Origin of the sequence: Acaryochloris sp. IP29b_bin.137 (genome assembly GCF_028285745.1) — a bacterium.
Classification (GTDB): Bacteria; Cyanobacteriota; Cyanobacteriia; order Thermosynechococcales; family Thermosynechococcaceae; genus Acaryochloris.
Map to the genome: position 1 here is coordinate 1 of NZ_JANQOP010000075.1, position 18,944 is coordinate 18,944.

The following is an 18,944-nucleotide window of genomic DNA, read 5'->3' on the forward strand; positions in this document are numbered from 1 at the left end:
CATTGACTACACTCCCCCTGAGGGTTTTGTAGGAACGGACACCTTCACCTACGACGTCAGTGATGGAACAGACACCTCCACAGCTACCGTTACAGTAACAGTCAATGAAGTCGGTGGTGGCGGTGACCCACCATCTGATGGCCCACTAACCACTCCTGGGGATGACTATATTCTGGCTGGGGTTGATTTTGAGGCAGATGGTGCTTCGATATTTTCAGGTGCCGGAGACGACGAGATTGACTTGGCTTTTGACTCTACCGCACAAGGCAATCGAGTGGATGCAGGTAGTGGAAACGATACTATTTATGTCAGCCAAGGAGACCAGGTAATTGGTGGTCCTGGGGACGATGTTTTCGAAGCTACTGAAAGTCGGGGTAACAACCGTATGTCGGGCGGAGAAGGTAATGATGACTTCTTCTTCGGAGCTCAAGATGGCATCTTCGATCGCGGCTTAGGCGGAGAAGGAGATGATCGGTTCTTCTTTGGTCTAGGCGGTGGCAACCTTGTTGTTGGTGGCGAAGGGGCTGACCAGTTCTGGGTTGTTAACGGAGAAGTGCCAACATCGGCAAACACCATTGCTGACTTTGAGTTAGGGGTAGATGTAATTGGTTTCCAAGGCGTAGACGATCTGTTGCCAGGGATTAATGGCTCGATGATCGAGGCTACCCTAGATGGCTCTAACACACTGTTAGGCTTAGGGGGGACTGCCTTTGCTTCCATATCTGGGGTAAGTCCAGCCGATCTATACATCTTTGATGATGAAGAGAATGATGGAAGATTTTTCATCGGTTCTCAAGCTCAGGCAGAAGCAGCAGCCATTAACTTTGGCGCATTAGGTTAAGAAGATGATGCTCTTCCCTTGAAGGGAAGAGCATTTCGAGATATATGGGAGAGCAACTTTATAAAATTTCTATTGCTCTCCCCAGAAAAATAGGGGGGGATTCTTTATGGATAAGAAGGAGGAATCCGCAAAATTTTCTGTTTAGTTTTAGGTCGAATTAAATCATTCTTGCTACTAGAATGCTCTGAAATTATGGGCATTTCCTACTTAGGTTTAAAGGATTAATTTGCGATGCTCTCAAACTTAATAAGTTCATCACCTTTAATCCCGCGCTCAACAGTTAACACCCCCTTAGTTATTGTTGACGGGAATGTTGATAACTTATCAACCTTAGTGACCAGCTTATCGAATGTGAATACTCTGGTTCTCGATTCAGAGCAGGATGGGATTGAGCAGATCACCCGAATCCTGCATGGTCATGGACCGTTCTCCAGTCTGCACCTCATTGCCCATGGTGGGCCTGGATACGTGCAACTCGGTAAAACAGAACTTAGATTGGAGGCTCTCAATCACTATGCACCTCTGCTAGAGTCTTGGGCTGGAGTTCTCAAAGGCCGTGATGTTCTGATCTATGGATGTCATGTTGCTCAAGGAGCTTTGGGATATCTCTTCTTACACCAACTTCATCACCTCACAGGAGCAAACCTGGCTGCATCCACTGTTGCAGTTGGTCATGTCGATGGACAAACCTATTGGTCCCTAGATACACAAGTTGGACAAGTCAAGACCCCAATCATTATCTCAAAAGAACTTCAGGAGACTTATAGAGGACATTTCATGGCTGACCTAAACGAATCTATCAGTGGAGAGCTTAGCGATAATCCGAACAGTCCAGAGACTCTTGCACTGTCAGCAGGGAGTAATGTTCTGACTGCCTCTACTGGAGGAGGTGATCAAGAATATGTCACCGTGACTATACCAGAAGGTTTTCAGCTAGATCAGTTGGTGGTGAATTCTTTTGCGCCCAATGATGTTGCGTTTATTGGTGTGCAGCAAGGAACTACTTTTACTGAGCCGTTAGACGATAGTGCAGATACGAGTCAATTTTTGGGTTATGCCCTGTTTGGACCGACAGCAGTCTCTACAGATATCCTTGATAATATTGCTAATGGGAATGGGGCAATCGGCTTTACTGGGGCGCTGCCGAGTGGTGAATACACCTTTGCAATTCAGCAGTTGGGTGCAAATAGTGACTATGAACTTGATTTCCAGGTTTCGGAAGTGCAGGTAGGTCCCCAAATCCCTCAGGTGAGTTTGGCAATCTTTACTGATAATCCAAGTGGAGATAATTTTGCAGTTGAGGATCAAGGTACAGAGATTACATTCCAACTGACCTTAGACTCTCCTGCACCAGTTGGGGGCTTGAAAGTGTATGTCGATAGTAATGTACCAGCCATCCTAAATCGAACGGACTGGAGAACTGCACTACAGAGCGATCCTACCCGCCTTGTTGGGGTAGATGTAAGTGATCCATTTGATGCCTTTAGAGGAGACTTTCTAGATACTGGCTTTGCATTGACGATTGCTGAAGGTGAGACTGAGGCTTCGGTTACCGTTCCAATTTTTGACAATTCTGCATTGCCGCCTGATCCAGGTTTCCCAGACACCTTCGAGGGGTTAGACGAGGTTACATTTACAATCAAAACGCGGGATCAAATTGATACAACCACTGAGACTAGTCCATACACTGGTAGCACGGGTAACGACTTAGATTCCGTCGAAAACACAGCAAACGGTGGTGATCCGGTAGGTGAATACATCATTGGGACTGCCTCAAGCACAATTTTCTTTGCTGATGATGCCAGTCAGCTTCCGGGAGTTACTAATAGTGAGCCTGTTGCTGATGATGATTCCTACAGCACTGATGCTGATACCACTTTGACAGTTGATGCTGGAAACGGGGTTCTCAATGGTGATACCGATGCTGACTCCGGAGATGTTCTGAGCGCAACGATCGCAACCGATCCAGCTAATGGCTCAGTCACCCTTGAGAGTGATGGTTCCTTTGTATACGAACCCAACACGGGCTACACAGGCACTGATACCTTCACCTACACCGTCGATGACGGCAATGGTGGCACTGATACCGCCACGGTTTCAATTGATGTCGGCACCCAAACTGGCGGCGGTGACCCCGTGGTTAGCTTTGAGGTGGTGCCCGATACGTTCTCTGAAGAAGCAGAGAACAACCTAGTTGAGTGGAGATGGACCGTTACAGGTGATTTTCCCGAAGATGGAATCACCGTCAACTTGGATACGTCGGGCGGTGGGGCTACTTTTGCCTTTCTTGACCAGTTTGCAGCCGCTCCCCCAGCAGAATTTGTTGATGCAGACCTTGTTGGCTTCGATGAAGAAACTGGCAGGCTCAACATTCTGCTGTCTGCCCCAGAAGCCTCATTCAAGCTCTACTTCGCTGATGACATTATTGAAGAAGGAACTCAAGAGTTTGAGTTTTTGCTGGTAGACGGCGATGGCTACACCGTGGATGCAAATGAAAACGGAGGCATCTTCACCATCACTGACGATAATGGTGGGCCTGGTATAGGTCCCACTGTCGGTATCACTTTCTCAGAAACTAACTTAACCGAAGGCGATACCTTCACGGTTACCTTTAATGTGGATGGCGACATTCCAGCCGAAGGCGTACAGGTATTGGTTCAAGGTGATGTCACTGGTTCCCTGGGCCAGTTTGACTTAGCTGATTTAGGGAACCTCACGACAACAGGAATTGCAGGGTTGCCTGAAGTTGGTGACGGAGGCGGTAGCAGCTTCCTGGTAACCATTACTGAACCCACTGCCACCATCACCCTGGATGTTTTTGATGACATCGTTGCTGAAGACCCACTGGATATCACCTATACGATCGCTAATGGTGAAGAGTATGAGGTTGATCCTGCAGCAGCAAGCACTACGCTAACGATTTCAGATGAAGATCAACCTGTTGGTCCTACGGTAGGTCTGACGGTGGATAAAACCACTGTGGTGGAAGGTGAGACGCTTACGCTAACTATTTCAGTGGATGGCGACATTCCACCGGAAGGATTGCAGGTGCTGATTAATGATGTGGCTGGTGCCCAAGGCCAAACCAGGACCTTGACCGAGTTTGATGTCAGCGATGTGCAGTTGACTGGCATTAGCGACTTCCCGATCCCCGCAGATGGAGACAGTGGTTTCTTTGTGACGGTAACGGAGCCCACCGCCACGATTACGATTCCGGCCATTGATGAAGGAGCCGATGAAGATGAGGCCCAGGAAGTCTTCACCTTTGAGGTCATTGATGGTGAAGCCTATGAGGTTGATCCTGATGCCAGCAGTATTACCTTAAACATCGTTGATGCTGCCGATAGTGGTGGTGGTGATGGGCCAACCGTGACGCTGGGCCTAATCAGCGGTACGTTTGGCGATGATGGTGCCTTGGTGACGCCTAATTTGGTCGAGTCTGGCAGTGGTTCTCCTGTTCTAAGTTTGGTGCTCAGTGCCGATGGTGAGGTTCCAGAGGATGGATTAGTGGTTGATATCACTACTGATCTGGCGGATCTGACCCAGTTTATCCAAGGCTCAAACTTTGTTCCCACCACGTTTGGCGGTGAGGTGCTGGGAGCGATTTACGATGACGCGGGTCAAGCGACGGGCCTTCAGGTCAGACTGGATAGTCCCAACACCGTGGTCAACTTCACCAATGGTTTGACGAATCCGACGGATGCCGATGGACCGTTTGAAGCGACCTTCACATTGGCGGAGGGTGACGGCTATCAAGCTAATACGACGCCCTCTGTGGCGCGCCTGTTTGAAGATATTGCGGATGTACCTGTCCCAGCTTCAGTACCCGAAGTCAGTCTTGGGTTTACGAGCGATACGGGTGCGCTAACAGAGGGTGGCGACACAGGTACGCTGAACTTCACGGTTGACGGCGAGATCCCGGCGGATGGCCTAGTTGTCTTTGTCACCAACAATATCTTTGGCGGCATTACAGATTTTGATTTGCTCAATGCGTCGGTCACGGGTGGACTCTTCCCAGCCCCAGACGGTCGAGCAGGTGGGTTCTATTTCAAGATTACGGAGCCAACGGCAAGCCTGACGTTTCAAGCCCGACTGGATGAAGAGGTTGAAGGGCTAGAGCAGATTAATGTTGCTTTACAAGAACTACCTGGATACACCATTGCTGATGGATCTGGGGATGTTTCGATCTTGGTTCAAGATGATGCTAGCTCCCTGCTCCAGGTAAGCGTTGAAGCTTCTGAAGACGTTCTGGTTGAAAGTGATGGTACCCTTGCCACCCATACCTTCAATCTCAGCGCGCCACCGGAGGGAGGCAGCTTGAGTTTCTCTGTGAATGCTCCAGGCCTAACGGAGCTCGACATCTTTAACCTAACGGTTGACGGTGGCAGTATTACCGCGATTCGTCCGGGTGGATTCGACCTTTTCGTCGATGGACAGTCGGCAACGGTTTCACTCCCGATCTCAGATGATGGCGTTCCTGAGGGGTTAGAAGAGATAACCTTCAACGTTCAAGCTGGTGAAGGTTATCAGGTTGATCCGGTCAATGGCTCAGCAAGTTTCCAAGTCGTTGATTCGCCAGACCAGGTGCCAGCAACAGATGCCGAATCTAACGATACGATCGCAACTGCAATTGCATCGGGCCTCACGCCAGAAAGCAACAAAGTTTCCATTGATGGTGCGATCTCTTTCAGCTTCCGCAACCGCGAGGTTGACCAGACTGAAGATGTAGACATGTACTCCTTTGATCTTGCTGCCGGAGATACGGTGCGGATTGATGCGGACTCTGCCATTTTTGATTCGGGTCTCGATACTGTTCTACGGGTGTTTGATGCTGACGGCAACGAGGTTGCGGGTAGCGATGATGACTTTGCCCCTGATGAACTCTTTGCACCAGGCCGCAGAGATTCTTACGTTGAGTACACTGCTACTGAAGCAGGTACTTACTATGTTGGCGTCAGCAGTTTTGGAAATGGCGTTTTTGACTTCTTCCAAAATGATGACGGCACGCCAACCAATAATCCCTATGATCCAAACGTGGCGGGTAGTGGTACAGGCCGCAGCTTTGGCGACTATACCCTCAACTTGACGCTGAATGAACCATTTGCCCCTGTAGAAACGGAGATTCCAGACAGTACTGGGGAAGGTCCAACGGTGTCGCTGTCGGCTTCTCCTGCGGTCTACGACGATAGCGATCGCCTGCTTGCCAGTGCATTGGTACAGTTTGTCGAAAGCGGCGCGTCCATCCTGACGCTGGAGCTCAGCGTTGATGGCGAGATCCCAGAGGAAGGGGTTGAAGTTTACCTCAATAGCGACATTGACCTCTCTTCTGCGTTCAGTACTCGCTCTCCCTTTAATCCGGTGGGTGAGGCGGAAGTCCTAGGTGCGATCTTTGATGACCAGGGTCTACCCACAGGTTTGCGAATCAAGCTCACCAGCAATACGACGGTTATTAACCTCAATCTTGATAATGCCGATGAAGCGCCAACAGACGGGGTTCAGCCTGTTTCATTTACCCTGGAGCCCAGTGCTGGCTACCAAGTCGGTGAGGATACCTTCTCAACCTCCATTTACGATACCTTGGCAGATGTTCCCGTTATGCCTGATGTGCCGACGGTGGGCGTTACTATCAGTGAAACGGCTCTAGTCGAATCAGAGGGGAATCTGACAACGCTAACATTTACGCTAGATAATCCACCGCCTGCGGAAGGAGTTCTGATCAACGTTGATAGCGGTCAACGCGCTGCCTTAGGTGAATTTGATGTCTTTAACGCTGAGATAATAGGTGGAGACTTCCCCTCGCCCAATTTCCGGGCCAGTGGTTTCTTCTTCCGCATGACGGAGCAGACTGCGACTATTACGCTGGCGGCCTTTGATGAAACCACTAACCCAGAGATACCAGCCGAAGATGCCCTAGAAGGAATTGAGGAATTCACTTTCACGATTCAGCCTGGGGTTGGGTATGCAATAGCACCCGACGCCAGTGAAATCACCCTCACCATTGCTGATAATCCTGATTCTGTTCCTCTACCTGATGATGGTGGAAACGGTGATAGTGGAAATGGTAGTGGTCTGCCCACTGAAACTGAGTTCAATGACACGATTGCGGATGCGATCGCAACCGGACTAAGCGTCACCAACCCCGTCTACGAAGTAGCAGGTGAGATTGGAACAACTCGACAGACTCGCAACCTGATCGACCGCTCTGAAGATGTCGACATGTACGCCTTTGACCTAGAAGCAGGTCAAACCCTGATTCTAGACGTTGACGGTGGTGGCTCAGGTAGTGCTGGTGTTGCGGGTTCTCTTTTAGACTCTGTTCTTCGCATCTTTGATGCAGGCGGCAACGAAGTTGCCATTAACGAAAACGGTGGTGCGCCTGATGAGGTCTTCCAAGCTAATGGGGACAGCTACATTGAGTTCACTGCTCCCGATACAGCAACCTATTATGTCGGCATTAGCAACTTAGGGAATAACTCTTACGATCCCAACGTTGCGGGCAGTGGTAGTGGCTGGACCTTTAATGACCGCTTTGAGCCTGGTCCCTATCGTTTGAAGGCAACCATTGACGGAGTATTGGTCACTGATAACGATAGTGTCAGCACTAACAATGACACCATTACCAATGCTCAGGTGCTCGATTTGAGCGCGGATAATCCCAACCTATTGGTTGAAGCTGAGTTTGCTCAACGGTTCGAGGACCGCAGCAATACCGCTGATGCCACTGAGGATGTGGATATGTTTGCGGTGCAGCTAGAAGCGGGCGATAGGATTACTATCGATGCTGACTCTGTCCTTCTCGACTTTGAGGGATTTCCCTCTGGTCCGGCTCCAGATCTAAGGATTTTCAATGCAACTGGTGAAGAGTTGGAGTATGTTCGAATTGGTGGTGCTCCTGACGAAGCCTTTGTTGCTGGACGTGATAGCTATATTGACTTCACTGCAACAGAAGCAGGCACCTATTACATTGGTGCTTCTCAATACCGTAATGACTCCTACGACCCCAACGTCGTTGGTAGCGGATCTGGCGCAGTTTTTAGCCCTCGATTTGGTGTGAGCGCTGGAGGGCCTTACACCCTCGCGATTGCTCTCAATCCTGAAGGCTTTAACGGTCCAGTTTATGAAGAATTCACTGGTGACCCACCTGCTGATGGTCCTGTTGTCAGCTTTGCTGCCGTTCCAGGAACCTTTGGCAGGGCAGATGACGGTAATGACGCCGTAGTTTCTAGCCAGCTAATTGAATCAGAACCGGATGCAGTAGGCATTCTTGATTTTACTTTCAGCGTTGATGGTGTGATACCTGATGGTGGGCTAGAAGTATTCGTCACCAGCGATACAGATATCAGCACCTACTTCGAAGGCCTTGACTCCAATCCTCGAGTTGCAGTGGGAGGCGAGATTACTGGTGGTCTCTATGATGCCAATGGTGGTCTAATTGGCTTCAAAGTGCTGTTGACCGCTAACAACGCTCGGTTCCCCTATAATGCCAACGATGAGCGGGATGATGATCCCACCATGCCTGAAACGCTAAACTTCACCCTAGCGAATGGCCCGGACTACATCGTCAGTGACACCACTGCTTCTTCCACTGTCACCTTCTATGATGATTTAGCTCAAGTTCAGGGCAACGGCGGTCCTGTGCCTGAAGTTGGCATTACCTTTGACCAAGCTCAACTCATTGAGTCTGAAGGAACAGAAGCAACACTGACAGTAACTATCACGGGTGATGTCCCTGCCGATGGCCTGTTAGTTTATATCGACGGTGAAGCACGAGGGCTACTGGGTGAATTCGATGTTTTCAACGCTGAGGTTACTGGGGGAGCGTTCCCATCACCGAATGGCAACGCTAGCGGTTTCTTCTTCAGAGTCTTTGAAAATACTGCAACCATTAAACTGTCAGTATTTGATGAGACCACAAATCCTGAGATTCCGGCAGAGGATGCCCTAGAGGGTGTTGAGAACTTCAGCATGTCCGTCATCCCCAACGAGGCTTACACCATCGATGCCAATGCCTCAACCATCGACTTCACCATTCTGGACAACCCAGATTCTGTTCCATTACCGGATGACGGCGGTAATGGTAACGGCGGTAATGGTGACTCAGATGTGGTGATGGATAACGATGGGCGCAACTCAATTGATGACACCATCGACACTGCAGTTGAGACAGGGTTAAGTCCCAATAAACTCAACGTTCAAGTTGAAGGTTCCATCGCTGTCCGCTGGCGAAATGAGCCTGAGCAGCGAGCCGACAACACAGAAGATGTTGATCTTTACTCATTTGAGTTAGTGGCTGGAGAAACCGTTGACATTAATGCGGAGTCTGTCCCATTCGAGTTAAACGGCATCTCGCAGGTTACAGCTCCGACTCTGCGGCTGTTTAATGCAGCAGGAGAAGAGTTAGCCATTAGTGCTAGTGTCCTTGCTGATGGTGTTGTGACTGATCCCTCTCTTAACTTCACTGCCACTGAAGATGGTACTTACTTTGTTGGTGTCTCTCAATACTTGAATGACAACTACGATCCATTGGTGAACGCAAGTGGTGATGGTGTCCAGTTAGTGGATCAAGGCATCAGTCCTGGAGAATATACTCTGGATATCAATCTAACTACCGATAGACCATCGGTACCTGAAGTTAGCTTTGAAATCACACCTGAAGTCGTCAGTGAAGAGGATGCTAATCCTCTTGTCACAACGACCTTTACTGTCGAAGGTGATATACCGCCTGCTGTATTTGACGATGAAGGCAACTTGGTCTCAGGTGGGCTATCCATTTTGTATCAAGGACCTGTTAACCAAATTCTGCAGCAAATTGCGGGTGATCCAGAGACAACCACAGTCATCCCTGGTTCCTTCTTCGATCAGGATCGGCAAGTTTTCGAGCTGATTTTGCTAGAGAATACCTCTACTATCACTCTAGAAATTCTCAATGATGTTATTCAGGAGGCCGACCAAGACTATGCATTTAGCATTATCGAAAATGACGGCTCCATCTCTTCTAATTACATCGTTAATCCCGATGCCAGCTCAGACACCATTACTCTAATTGACGGTAATGGCGGTCCAGGCATTGGCCCAACAGTGGGTATCTCCGTTACTGAGACCGAGCTTAGCGAAGGTGATGAGTTCACGGTCAACTTTACCGTTGATGGTGATATCCCAGCCGAAGGATTAACTGTCCTCGTCGATAGTGAAACCTTTGGTGCCCTCGGTGAGTTCAACCTCTTCAACGAAGATGGGAGTCCCGCCTTCACCACAACTGGTATTGATGGCATCCCTGAAGTGGGCGACACCGGAGCCAGCAGCTTCCTGGTGACTCTTACAGACCCTGAAGCCAGCATCACCCTTTCTGTCTTTGATGATGGTCCTGGTGAAGGTTTGGAGTCTTTGACCTTTAGCGTGATTGATGGGGAAGTGTATGAAGTCTCAGACACCAACGGCTCCTTCACCCTCAACATCAATGATGAAAGTACAGGCAGTGGTCCCTTAACAACCCCTGGAGATGACTTCATCATCGCGGGTGTGGACTTTGACGGCAATGGTGCTTCGATTTTTGCCGGGGCTGGAAACGATGAGATCGACCTCGCCTTTGACCCAACTGCTCAAGGCAACCGGGTGGATGCTGGCAGTGGTAATGACCTCATTTTTATTAGTTACAGAGATGTAGTCTTTGGGGGGCCTGGTGATGATGTGTTGGATGCGTCTGACAGTCGAGGCAGAAACCGGATATCTGGTGGAGACGGCAATGATGACTTCTTCTTTGGTGCCCTTGATGGTGCTCGAGATATAGGTATTGGGGGAGCAGGCGATGACCGTTTCTTCTTTGGCTTAGGCGGTGGTAATATTGCTGCTGGAGGTGAAGGAGCCGACCAATTCTGGGTAGTGAATGGTGAAGTTCCTGCATCAGCCAATCGCATCACCGACTTTGAGTTGGATATAGATGTCATCGGATTCCAAGGGGTAGATGATTTACTTCCTGGGATTAATGGCTCTATGATTGAGGCAACGGCTGATGGTTCCTGCGACACCATATTAGCTGTGGATGGTACAGCCTTTGCTTCCATCTCAGGCGTCAGTCCAAGTGAGCTTTACATCTTTGATGATGAAGAGAACGATGGGAGGTTTTTCATTGGCTCACAGGCACAGGCCGAGGCAGCAGCCTTTAACCGAGGACCACTTGGCTAAGCTTGAAGATGCTTGTTTTCTAATCTAAGGTGATTTGTTTGGAGCATACTTCTACATAGTTGAAAGTATGCTCCTATTTAGTTATGCAGGGGGGAGCCTGAAAGTGATTCAGGCTATTAACAGCCCATCATTAACTCATTTTCTATTGTTTTATAATCCTATCCAGGGTTAAATCCAGTTTGGTCTATTCTCATGCAGTTACTTCAACCCCTCTCAGCTCCAACAACTCCTCGAATCCAAAATGCTAATGAATTAGTTGTTTTTGATAGCCATATTGAGGATCTGTCCCAGTTGGTTGCTAGCTTGCCTGACTCATCAGACGTGTTAGTACTGAGCCCCAACCGGAATGGAATTGAGCAAATAACAGATGTTCTTCGTAACCAGTCAACTCAAATTAACCTGCACCTAATCGCTCACGGTGGTCCAGGAAATTTGCAATTAGGTAATACTCAACTCTCCTTGGAGAGCTTGAATCACTATGCCTCAACATTAAAAACTTGGGCTCATGCGCTCCAGGGAAGTGATGTCCTAATTTATGGCTGTAATGTTGCTCAAGGTGCGTTAGGACATCTCTTTCTTCAGCAGTTTCATCAGCTCACAGGAGCTAATCTAGCTGCGTCCACAAAGGCAGTTGGATATGTTAGCCATCAGGCACAGTGGACCCTGGATGTGCAGATTGGTCAGCTTAAGACTCCCATTATTTTTGATGATCATATTCAACAGTCCTATCGGGGAAATTTTGAAACAGTTAACTTTAGTGTCAGTACAACGACTCTAGTTGAAAGTGAAGGAACCCCCTTTAGTTTTAACTTTACGGTTGATGGACCAATTCCAGCGGGAGGAAGTATTGTCCGCTTAGCAGCTAATCAACCTCAAGCAATTAACCAGTGGAATCTATTTGCTTTGAGCTTTGGTGGTATAGCAGGAGGGTTGAACACAGGCATTATTGATGTTTCTCCAAACCTTGACTTCTCCGCTTTTAACATTGTTATTACCCAGCCAACGGCTAATATTAGCTTTCCAATATTTAATGACTTTATAGACGATAGTCCAATGTCATTTACTTGGACTATTTCACCTGTTTCACCTGGAACAACAGTCAATATACTTGGAAATACAACGACCAATATCTTTGATAATCGCAGCGAAGTGCCAGCTGCACCTCCTACTCCCACTCCCCCTCCGGGTCCTACTCCACCCCCCACTCCCCCGGTGGATACTAATTTCACTGGGTCTATCATTACTGGCCCAATAGTTGACATCAATCAAGCAGCAAATACTAGCGATCAAATAGGCCTGCTGGCTTACGACTCGTCTCCTGCTGGTAATGCTAATTTCACCACCTCTTTAGGTAATGATGTAGCTGCAAATTCAGATGCGGTGTTTGACAATCTTGTCGGCTTCTATGAGGTAGTAGATGTTTCGGGTGGAATAGATACAAACGGAGATAATGTCATTGACATTCTGCCGGGAGATCCTGGCTATGCAGAAGCAGCATTATCTAATGCTATACCTGGTTTAGATATTCGAGCTGGCTCCTCTGGAGATCCAAATAAGAACACGACAATACAAGACTTTGGTAATGTAGTTCTCAATGGTGGCCAGATTTTTGCACCTTTTGTCATTGCAAATGGTGGGGATTTAACAATAGATGAGTTCCTTGCCCTTAATCCCAATAATGCAGCAGCAACTGTTGTAGATGATCCTGTTGCATATTTTGGTTATATTGGCGCTAACCCTGATGGAGTCCCCCATCTGAAAGCTTTAGGGAATAATACGTTTGGATTTGAAGATCTACCAGCAAACCTCATAACTAGTGATAATGATTTTAATGATGCTGTGTTTAGACTTGAATTTAATGCTTAACTTCCACCTCCATACATCCGATTTATTCTGATTAAACTCCAGGTTGGAAGTTTCTCAGTTATTTACATGAGAGGGTATTTGCCTAAGGCTTTTACGCAGAGCTTTACAAGTTCTTCCTCTTCGGTGTGGATAAAAAAATGTTCTCCAGGAAGTCTGTGGAAGGTGCAACGTTCAGTTGTATGTATTTCCCAACTAAGGACATCTTCATCATCGACTGTCTCATCATCCTGTCCCATGAATATACTCATTGGACAGTCTAAAGGCGGTTGTTCGTGATAAGAATAGGATTCCACTATTTGAAAATCTGCCCGAAGGGAGCGCAACAATAACATCATTAGTTCTTTATTCGCAAGTACTTCCGATGGAGTGCCTTTATATCGGCGCAAATTTTCCAGGAAGGCTTCGTCAGATCTATTGTGTATATTGGGAAGTTTCCGTTCAGTGTGAGGGGCCTGAATACCACTGAGTAAGAGGTGTCTCGGTCGAGGATAATTGTTTTTTCGCAACCAATGAGTTAACTCAAAAGCAATCAGTGCTCCCATGCTATGCCCAAAAAAAGCAAATGGACCCGTTAGTTCAGATATTAAGGCTGGGCCAAGTTCCTTCAGCAAATCAGTCAAGTGGGTATAAGGAAGTTCGGTAAATCGATGGCCCCGTCCAGGTAGCTCGACTGGACTGATGCCGATGTTAGCAGGAAATAGGTGAGACCAGTTTCGATAAATATAGCTTTTCCCTCCAGCATAGGGAAAGCAAAAGACCCGAAATGGTTGATCAGTATAATTGGCCCAGCGGGGTATCCAGGGATTGTCAGCTCTTTGATTCACTGGATTTCTACGAGGTTCCATTCCTGTGGCGTTGATATCTTTAACATCTGGCGATGATATTTTTTCAAAGATAAACGATGACCAATGCTGATATAAGTTGTTTGCTTCGTTTGGAGGAGTTCGTAAAGGCGTTCTTCGTTATGGAGATCTAAGGCGCTGGTTGCTTCATCTAATAGAGCAAACCGTGGAGAGTGGAGTAACAATCGAGCAAAAGCAAGACGCTGTTGCTCCCCTAAGGATAGGGTTAACATCTCTGCTTGACCACCATCTAAATGCCCCCAGCGTTCGAGTAGATTTAATAAATTGACTTGTTCCAGAACCTTCTCCAAAGCTGATTCAGGGATGGGTGTTGTCTGCTGGAGAAGCCGAGGATACAGGAGCTGCTCCCTTAAGGAACCTTTGATCAGGTAGGGTTGTTGAGGAAGGAACATTAAATTGGCGACTTTAGGCCTTGTAACTGTTCCCTCTCCCGAGGTCCAAAGGCCCGCAATAGCCCTGAGAAGCGAACTTTTTCCAACACCACTCGCTCCCACAATTAACAAACTATTTTGGTCATTTACTGTCAGGGAAAGATTAGGGATTAAAGTCGTTTTGTAATCTGGGGTTAATACCGTTACATGATCAAGTACGATAGATTCTCCATGTTGGATTTGAATATGAGGTTCACCCACAGAATCATCATTTAGGGATATCTCTAACTGCCCCAGACGCTGATAGGCGGCCCCTAAATTAGTGAGTTGTTGCATTTTCAGCACAATCAATGCTAAAGCTCCAAGCATTAACTTAAAGGCAGTGCCTGCCTGAGTGATGTCACCAATTTCTAGTTCACCTGCAAAAAGTCGTGGTGCTAAGATAACACCCGGGATTATAAATGTTGCATATTGATAGTGATTTTGAAATAAGTTGAGTCCAAATTGCCAGCGAATAAGGTGTTTAAAATTACTGTAAACATTCTGAAATTGGTTCTGGCTTTGCTTTAGTTCAGTAATACCACCATCATAAAGTGCGATTTTCTCAGCATTTTTTTCGATGCGTGCTAACCCATACCGAAAATCTGCTTCTCGCTGAAGTTGCGCTTGGTTGATTCCAATTAGCGTGCGACCAAAGAAAACGGTGGAAATAATCGTTCCAGCAATTGAATAGATCACCACAAAAATCATAAGTGGAAGAGAAATGCGCCACAAAACCCCGGCAATGCCAAAGAGCTGGAACATTGATTCTAGCCCAATGGCTAGAAATTCAAGAGATTCTCGTGTAAGAGTGCGAATATCAGTTTCGATTCGTTGATCAGGGTTATCAACTTTATTTAAAAGCCGGATTTGATAGAACCGCGATTGCTCTAGGTATTTGTGGAGATATCGGTGGGTGAGCCAGTTCCGCCATGAGAGTCCGAGCTTAGCCTTTAGGTAATCTGCAATTGAGGCAAATGGAATACCTACCAATAAGACGCTAAGAAAGATTAGAAGAGCTTGAATAAATCGATCGGTATCCTGAGCAACTAACGCTGAGGTCAGCTCACCTCCAAATATAAGAAACATAACTTGAAGTCCTGTTCGACCCAAGAGAATGAATCCTAAAAGGAACAGTAGTCCCCAAGCTTGCCACTTCTTGGTGGATATCCAGTATGACCACAGGACGGTTCGAATTCCGGAGTGAAGGTGATGCGGTTGAGACTTATGCAAAATGATAGTCCTGGGGAGATTGCAGTTGCCAAGTGCTGTCCATCCTCAGAGATAAGATCTGATTGTGATAAGCCACTAAGCTAGGGCGATGACCAATACTGATAGTTGTGACCCCTGCTGCTTGGAGCTGCTGGTAAAGCTTTTGCTCTTGCTCAACCGTAACGGCGCTGGTGGCCTCGTCCAAGATGGCATAGAGGGGACGTTGGAGAAGCAAACGGGCGAAACTGAGCCTTTGTTGCTCTCCTAATGAGAGGCGTTGGGACCAATCGGCAGTGATATTTAGAGGGACTTGAGCAAGATCAGGTAAATCTACTTTTTGCAGAACTTCCGCTATTTGGATATCCTTAAGATCACTTTCTTGTAGCGGATAGAGAAGTTGTTGACGCAGGGTGCCTAGCCTAAGATAGGGCTGTTGGGGTAGAAACATAATTTCTGTCGGGGCTAAGAGGATGCCTTGCTGATCTCTCCATAATCCTGCAAGAGTTTTGACTAACGTACTTTTCCCTACCCCACTGGGACCGGTAATCAAAAGATTTTGCCCAATGGGAACCTCGAATGATAATTCATGACAGAGGCACCGACGATTATTGGGTGTAAATAGAGATAGACCCTCTACTGCTAATAGTGGGCTAGGCTGAGTGTTAAGGCTCTCGGACTGCCCGAAAGACTGCAGTGATTGATCAAGTCCATTTAAGCGATTAATACTGGCGGCTAGGGTGGTCAAATTTTCGAACTGAACGATAATCAGACTTAAAGACAGCCAGATCCGGTCGAAAGCTGCTTGAGATTGAACGATAGCGCCGACCTCTAGTTGACCACTCAAAATACTCGGAGCCAGAATTACACTGGGAATGATGAAGGTGAGGTATTGGTAGCCATTTTGAAATAGATTTAACCCAAGGGACCAACGAATTAGACGATTAAAGTTGGCAACAACTTTGGCAAAAGAACGCTTTAGCAGGGTTTCTTCCGCTTGTTGTCCCTGGTAAAACGAGATTGATTCAGCATGCTCGCGCAGGTTAATAAGGCCAAAACGGAAGTTGGCTTCACATTTCAACTGCTCGGTATTAATACGGGTTAAAGGTCTACCAAAACAGAGACCGGTGATTGCCGTTCCCAACAAGCAATAGCCGATTAGAAATCCAGTCAAAGTATGCGAAACTGCCCAAATTACGCCTATGAATCCAACCAGTTGGACGAGGGACTCTACCAGGACTATACCCAGTAGAAATGTGGTTTGGGACACAAGCTTAATGTCTTCAGAAAGTCGTTGATCGGGATTATCTATAGAATCATGTTTGTAGGTGGGTATTGTCAGGTGGTAATAAGATTTTTTGGCAAGATAGGCTTTAAGGAAACGGTGGGTTAACGCTTTTCTCCATTGGAGGCTTAAACGATCTCGAATAAAGGTGTTCACGGATTGTAGGATGGCTGTCGCAAGTAGAACAGCGATAAATATGATTAGAGCTCGTTGAAACCGTGAAGCATCTCTTGCCGCCAGCGCAGAGATAAACTCTCCTCTCTGGATACTTTCCCAAATGATAAAAATACTGCTAACGAGAGATAAGGCAATTAGGAGGGCATAGGAACTCGCTTTTTGATCGGTATAAAGCAAGGGGCGTAATTTTTGCAAAAACGGCTTTAGTTGACTCAAAATTACAAATTTTGCCCGCTGAGATTTGTATGTCATATACAGATTGAACTTTCTGAAAAGAAAAATTTTTTTAAGTTAACACCCTTATTAAGAATATTTCTCGCTATTACAATATACAGTGTAGTAGAGCGTAGCTTAGGTGTCGCTCGGTCATTAGAGTGTACAGAAATTCCATTGTCCTGAACGCATGAGCTTGCTAAATGCAAACCGAATTGATTGGTCAAGGCGAAGTCGACTGAGTGTAGCTTTGAGTGCAATGCTTATTTGCTCAGCGTGCACTTATATTTCCGAAGCAGGGACAGACACACCTCCCCAACCCGATCCTCCTTTAGATAAACGTCTGGCTAATGATTATGTTGTTGCTCTAGGGAGGTTAGCCCCCAAGGGAGAAGTCATTAAACTTTCGGTGCCAAATGCAGAGGACAGCAGAGTAAATCGAATTTTGGTACAAGAAGGAGATTATGTCGAGCCAGGTCAAGTTATTGCCATTTTGCAAGGATATGAGCGTAAGAAACGCGACTTGGAAGAGGCCCAAAAGACGGTTGAATTTTTTCAAGCTCGATTAGCTCAATTGGAGGCTGGAGAGGCAAAGACCTTTGAACTAGCTGCTCAACAGTCTACGATTGATGTTCTGAGAGCCCAACTACGGAATGAAATCAATGAACGACAAGCGGCCGTTCAACGGGCTGTTGCGGCTTTAAGTCAGGCAGAAGTGACCCATGATCGCAACACTGCGCTAGTGTCTCAAGGGGCCATTAGTCAACATACCTTGGATGAATCCAAAGAAACATTAGATGTTGCTCGTGCCATGCTAGCGGAAAAGCAAGCACAGTTGACTAACAGTCAACAAACGCTCACTCAACAAATTACAAGGGCTCAGAACAATCTGGCTACCATGCAGGAAGTTCGTCCCGTCGATCTGCGAGTGGCGAAGATAGAACTTGAACGTGCACAAATATCGGTTGCTCAGCGTCGGACGGATGTTTCAGATACACAAGTACGTGTTCCGGTGAGAGGACAGATTTTGCGCCTTAATACCCGAGTGGGTGAGCGAGTCAATACTAAGGAAGGGATTGCTGAAATCGGACAAACAGGGGAAATGTATGCGATCGCAGAAATCTATGAAACAGACATTCTAAAAATTAAAGTGGGTCAAACAGCCACAATGACGAGTGAATATGGCGGTTTTAGTGGTCCCCTTCGTGGAAAGGTAACGCATATTGGACTACAAGTCGGCTCCCAGAGCCTGGCGGATGGCTCCAATAATCCAAAAACAGATGAGAACCAGCGGGTGGTCCAGGTTCATATTCAAATTCACCCTCAGGATAGTCCTAAAATTACCGGTCTCACTAACATGCAGGTACGAGTTGATATCGATACCCGTGCTCAATTTTCAGGAACGCGATGAGTTCTCATAGGCCCTGGCGAAAACTTCGTATCGTTTGGCAGATTCACCGACCGCTGGGTTGGGCTCAACTGAGCCATCGTAAAGCCCGGCTAATAGTTGCTCTCGCTGGAGTGGCATTTTCCAATGTGTTGATCTTCACCCAACTGGGACTGAGAGCCATGCTGTTTGATGGGGTGACATTGGTACCTGATCATCTCAGGGGGGATCTATTTTTAGTGTCGGCTTATGCCCCTAACATTGATTTAGGCACATTTCCCAAAATTTACCTTTTACAAGCCGATGCGGTTAGTGGAGTAACGGAAGCAAGCCCGTTATATATTGAATTTGCCAATTGGGTGAATCCTCAAGATCTACTCAAAACTCCAGCATCAACTGTAGCTGAAGAAGAGCCTAATTCAGAATTTGAACTCTTTCCCAATACAGTCAAGATTTTGGCTTTTAACCCAGCTCAACCTGTACTTTCGATTTCGGAAGTCAATCAGCAGCT

General features: G+C 47.1%; 8 protein-coding genes and 2 pseudogenes. 6 read left to right on the forward strand and 4 right to left on the reverse strand.

The window, feature by feature from the left end; all coding sequences use genetic code 11:
* A partial coding sequence (locus tag Q0991_RS05585; RefSeq protein WP_299486273.1) for an Ig-like domain-containing protein occupies nt 1-841 on the forward strand: 841 nt, incomplete at its 5' end.
* Between the two features lie 231 nt (nt 842-1,072).
* Nucleotides 1,073-2,938, forward strand: a pseudogene (locus tag Q0991_RS25080) (DUF4347 domain-containing protein); the annotation flags it as partial.
* A gap of 2,451 nt (nt 2,939-5,389) precedes the next feature.
* On the opposite strand, the gene Q0991_RS25085 reads toward Q0991_RS25080, so the two are convergent.
* Nucleotides 5,390-5,650 carry an SWIM zinc finger family protein gene (locus Q0991_RS25085; RefSeq protein ID WP_366524900.1) on the reverse strand — a complete coding sequence of 87 codons (261 nt, stop codon included), beginning with the start codon at nt 5,648-5,650 and terminating at the stop codon, nt 5,390-5,392.
* On the opposite strand from Q0991_RS25085, the gene Q0991_RS25090 reads away from it, so the two are divergent.
* Nucleotides 5,573-11,023 carry a pre-peptidase C-terminal domain-containing protein gene (locus Q0991_RS25090; RefSeq protein WP_366524901.1) on the forward strand — a complete coding sequence of 1,817 codons (5,451 nt, stop codon included), beginning with the start codon at nt 5,573-5,575 and terminating at the stop codon, nt 11,021-11,023. The genes Q0991_RS25085 and Q0991_RS25090 overlap by 78 nt on opposite strands.
* Before the next feature lie 192 nt (nt 11,024-11,215).
* Nucleotides 11,216-12,889: a DUF4347 domain-containing protein gene (locus Q0991_RS05595; protein ID WP_299486276.1), complete on the forward strand. Its 1,674-nt coding sequence runs from the start codon at nt 11,216-11,218 to the stop codon at nt 12,887-12,889.
* Nucleotides 12,890-12,951: 62 nt separating this feature from the next.
* Here Q0991_RS05595 and Q0991_RS05600 read toward each other — a convergent pair whose 3' ends face one another.
* From Q0991_RS05600 to Q0991_RS05610, 3 genes are read right to left on the reverse strand one after another with little or no spacing between them, the layout of a single operon-like run.
* Complete coding sequence (locus Q0991_RS05600) at nt 12,952-13,734, reverse strand: alpha/beta fold hydrolase (RefSeq protein WP_299486278.1); 783 nt, start codon at nt 13,732-13,734, stop codon at nt 12,952-12,954.
* The gene (locus Q0991_RS05605; protein WP_299486280.1) at nt 13,710-15,395 is read right to left on the reverse strand and encodes an ATP-binding cassette domain-containing protein; all 1,686 of its coding nucleotides are present in this window, start codon (nt 15,393-15,395) and stop codon (nt 13,710-13,712) included. Before Q0991_RS05605 ends, Q0991_RS05600 begins: the two co-directional genes overlap by 25 nt.
* Complete coding sequence (locus Q0991_RS05610) at nt 15,388-17,085, reverse strand: ABC transporter ATP-binding protein/permease (protein WP_299486282.1); 1,698 nt, start codon at nt 17,083-17,085, stop codon at nt 15,388-15,390. The genes Q0991_RS05605 and Q0991_RS05610 overlap by 8 nt, the downstream gene beginning before the upstream one ends.
* Nucleotides 17,086-17,305: 220 nt before the next feature.
* Here Q0991_RS05610 and Q0991_RS05615 point away from each other — a divergent pair, with 220 nt between their 5' ends.
* Both Q0991_RS05615 and Q0991_RS05620 read left to right on the forward strand, forming a co-directional pair.
* Nucleotides 17,306-18,457, forward strand: coding sequence for an HlyD family efflux transporter periplasmic adaptor subunit (locus Q0991_RS05615; protein WP_299486284.1), 1,152 nt, complete (start codon nt 17,306-17,308; stop codon nt 18,455-18,457).
* Nucleotides 18,454-18,944, forward strand: a pseudogene (locus Q0991_RS05620) (ABC transporter); the annotation flags it as partial. The gene Q0991_RS05615 and the pseudogene Q0991_RS05620, both read left to right, overlap by 4 nt.

Coding starts and splice junctions, on each gene's coding strand:
- Q0991_RS05610 (WP_299486282.1), bottom strand. CDS start 17,085: ATGACATACAAATCTCAGCGGGCAAAATTTGTAATTTTGAGTCAACTA.
- Q0991_RS05595 (WP_299486276.1), top strand. CDS start 11,216: ATGCAGTTACTTCAACCCCTCTCAGCTCCAACAACTCCTCGAATCCAA.
- Q0991_RS05600 (WP_299486278.1), bottom strand. CDS start 13,734: ATGGAACCTCGTAGAAATCCAGTGAATCAAAGAGCTGACAATCCCTGG.
- Q0991_RS05615 (WP_299486284.1), top strand. CDS start 17,306: ATGCTTATTTGCTCAGCGTGCACTTATATTTCCGAAGCAGGGACAGAC.
- Q0991_RS25090 (WP_366524901.1), top strand. CDS start 5,573: ATGTACTCCTTTGATCTTGCTGCCGGAGATACGGTGCGGATTGATGCG.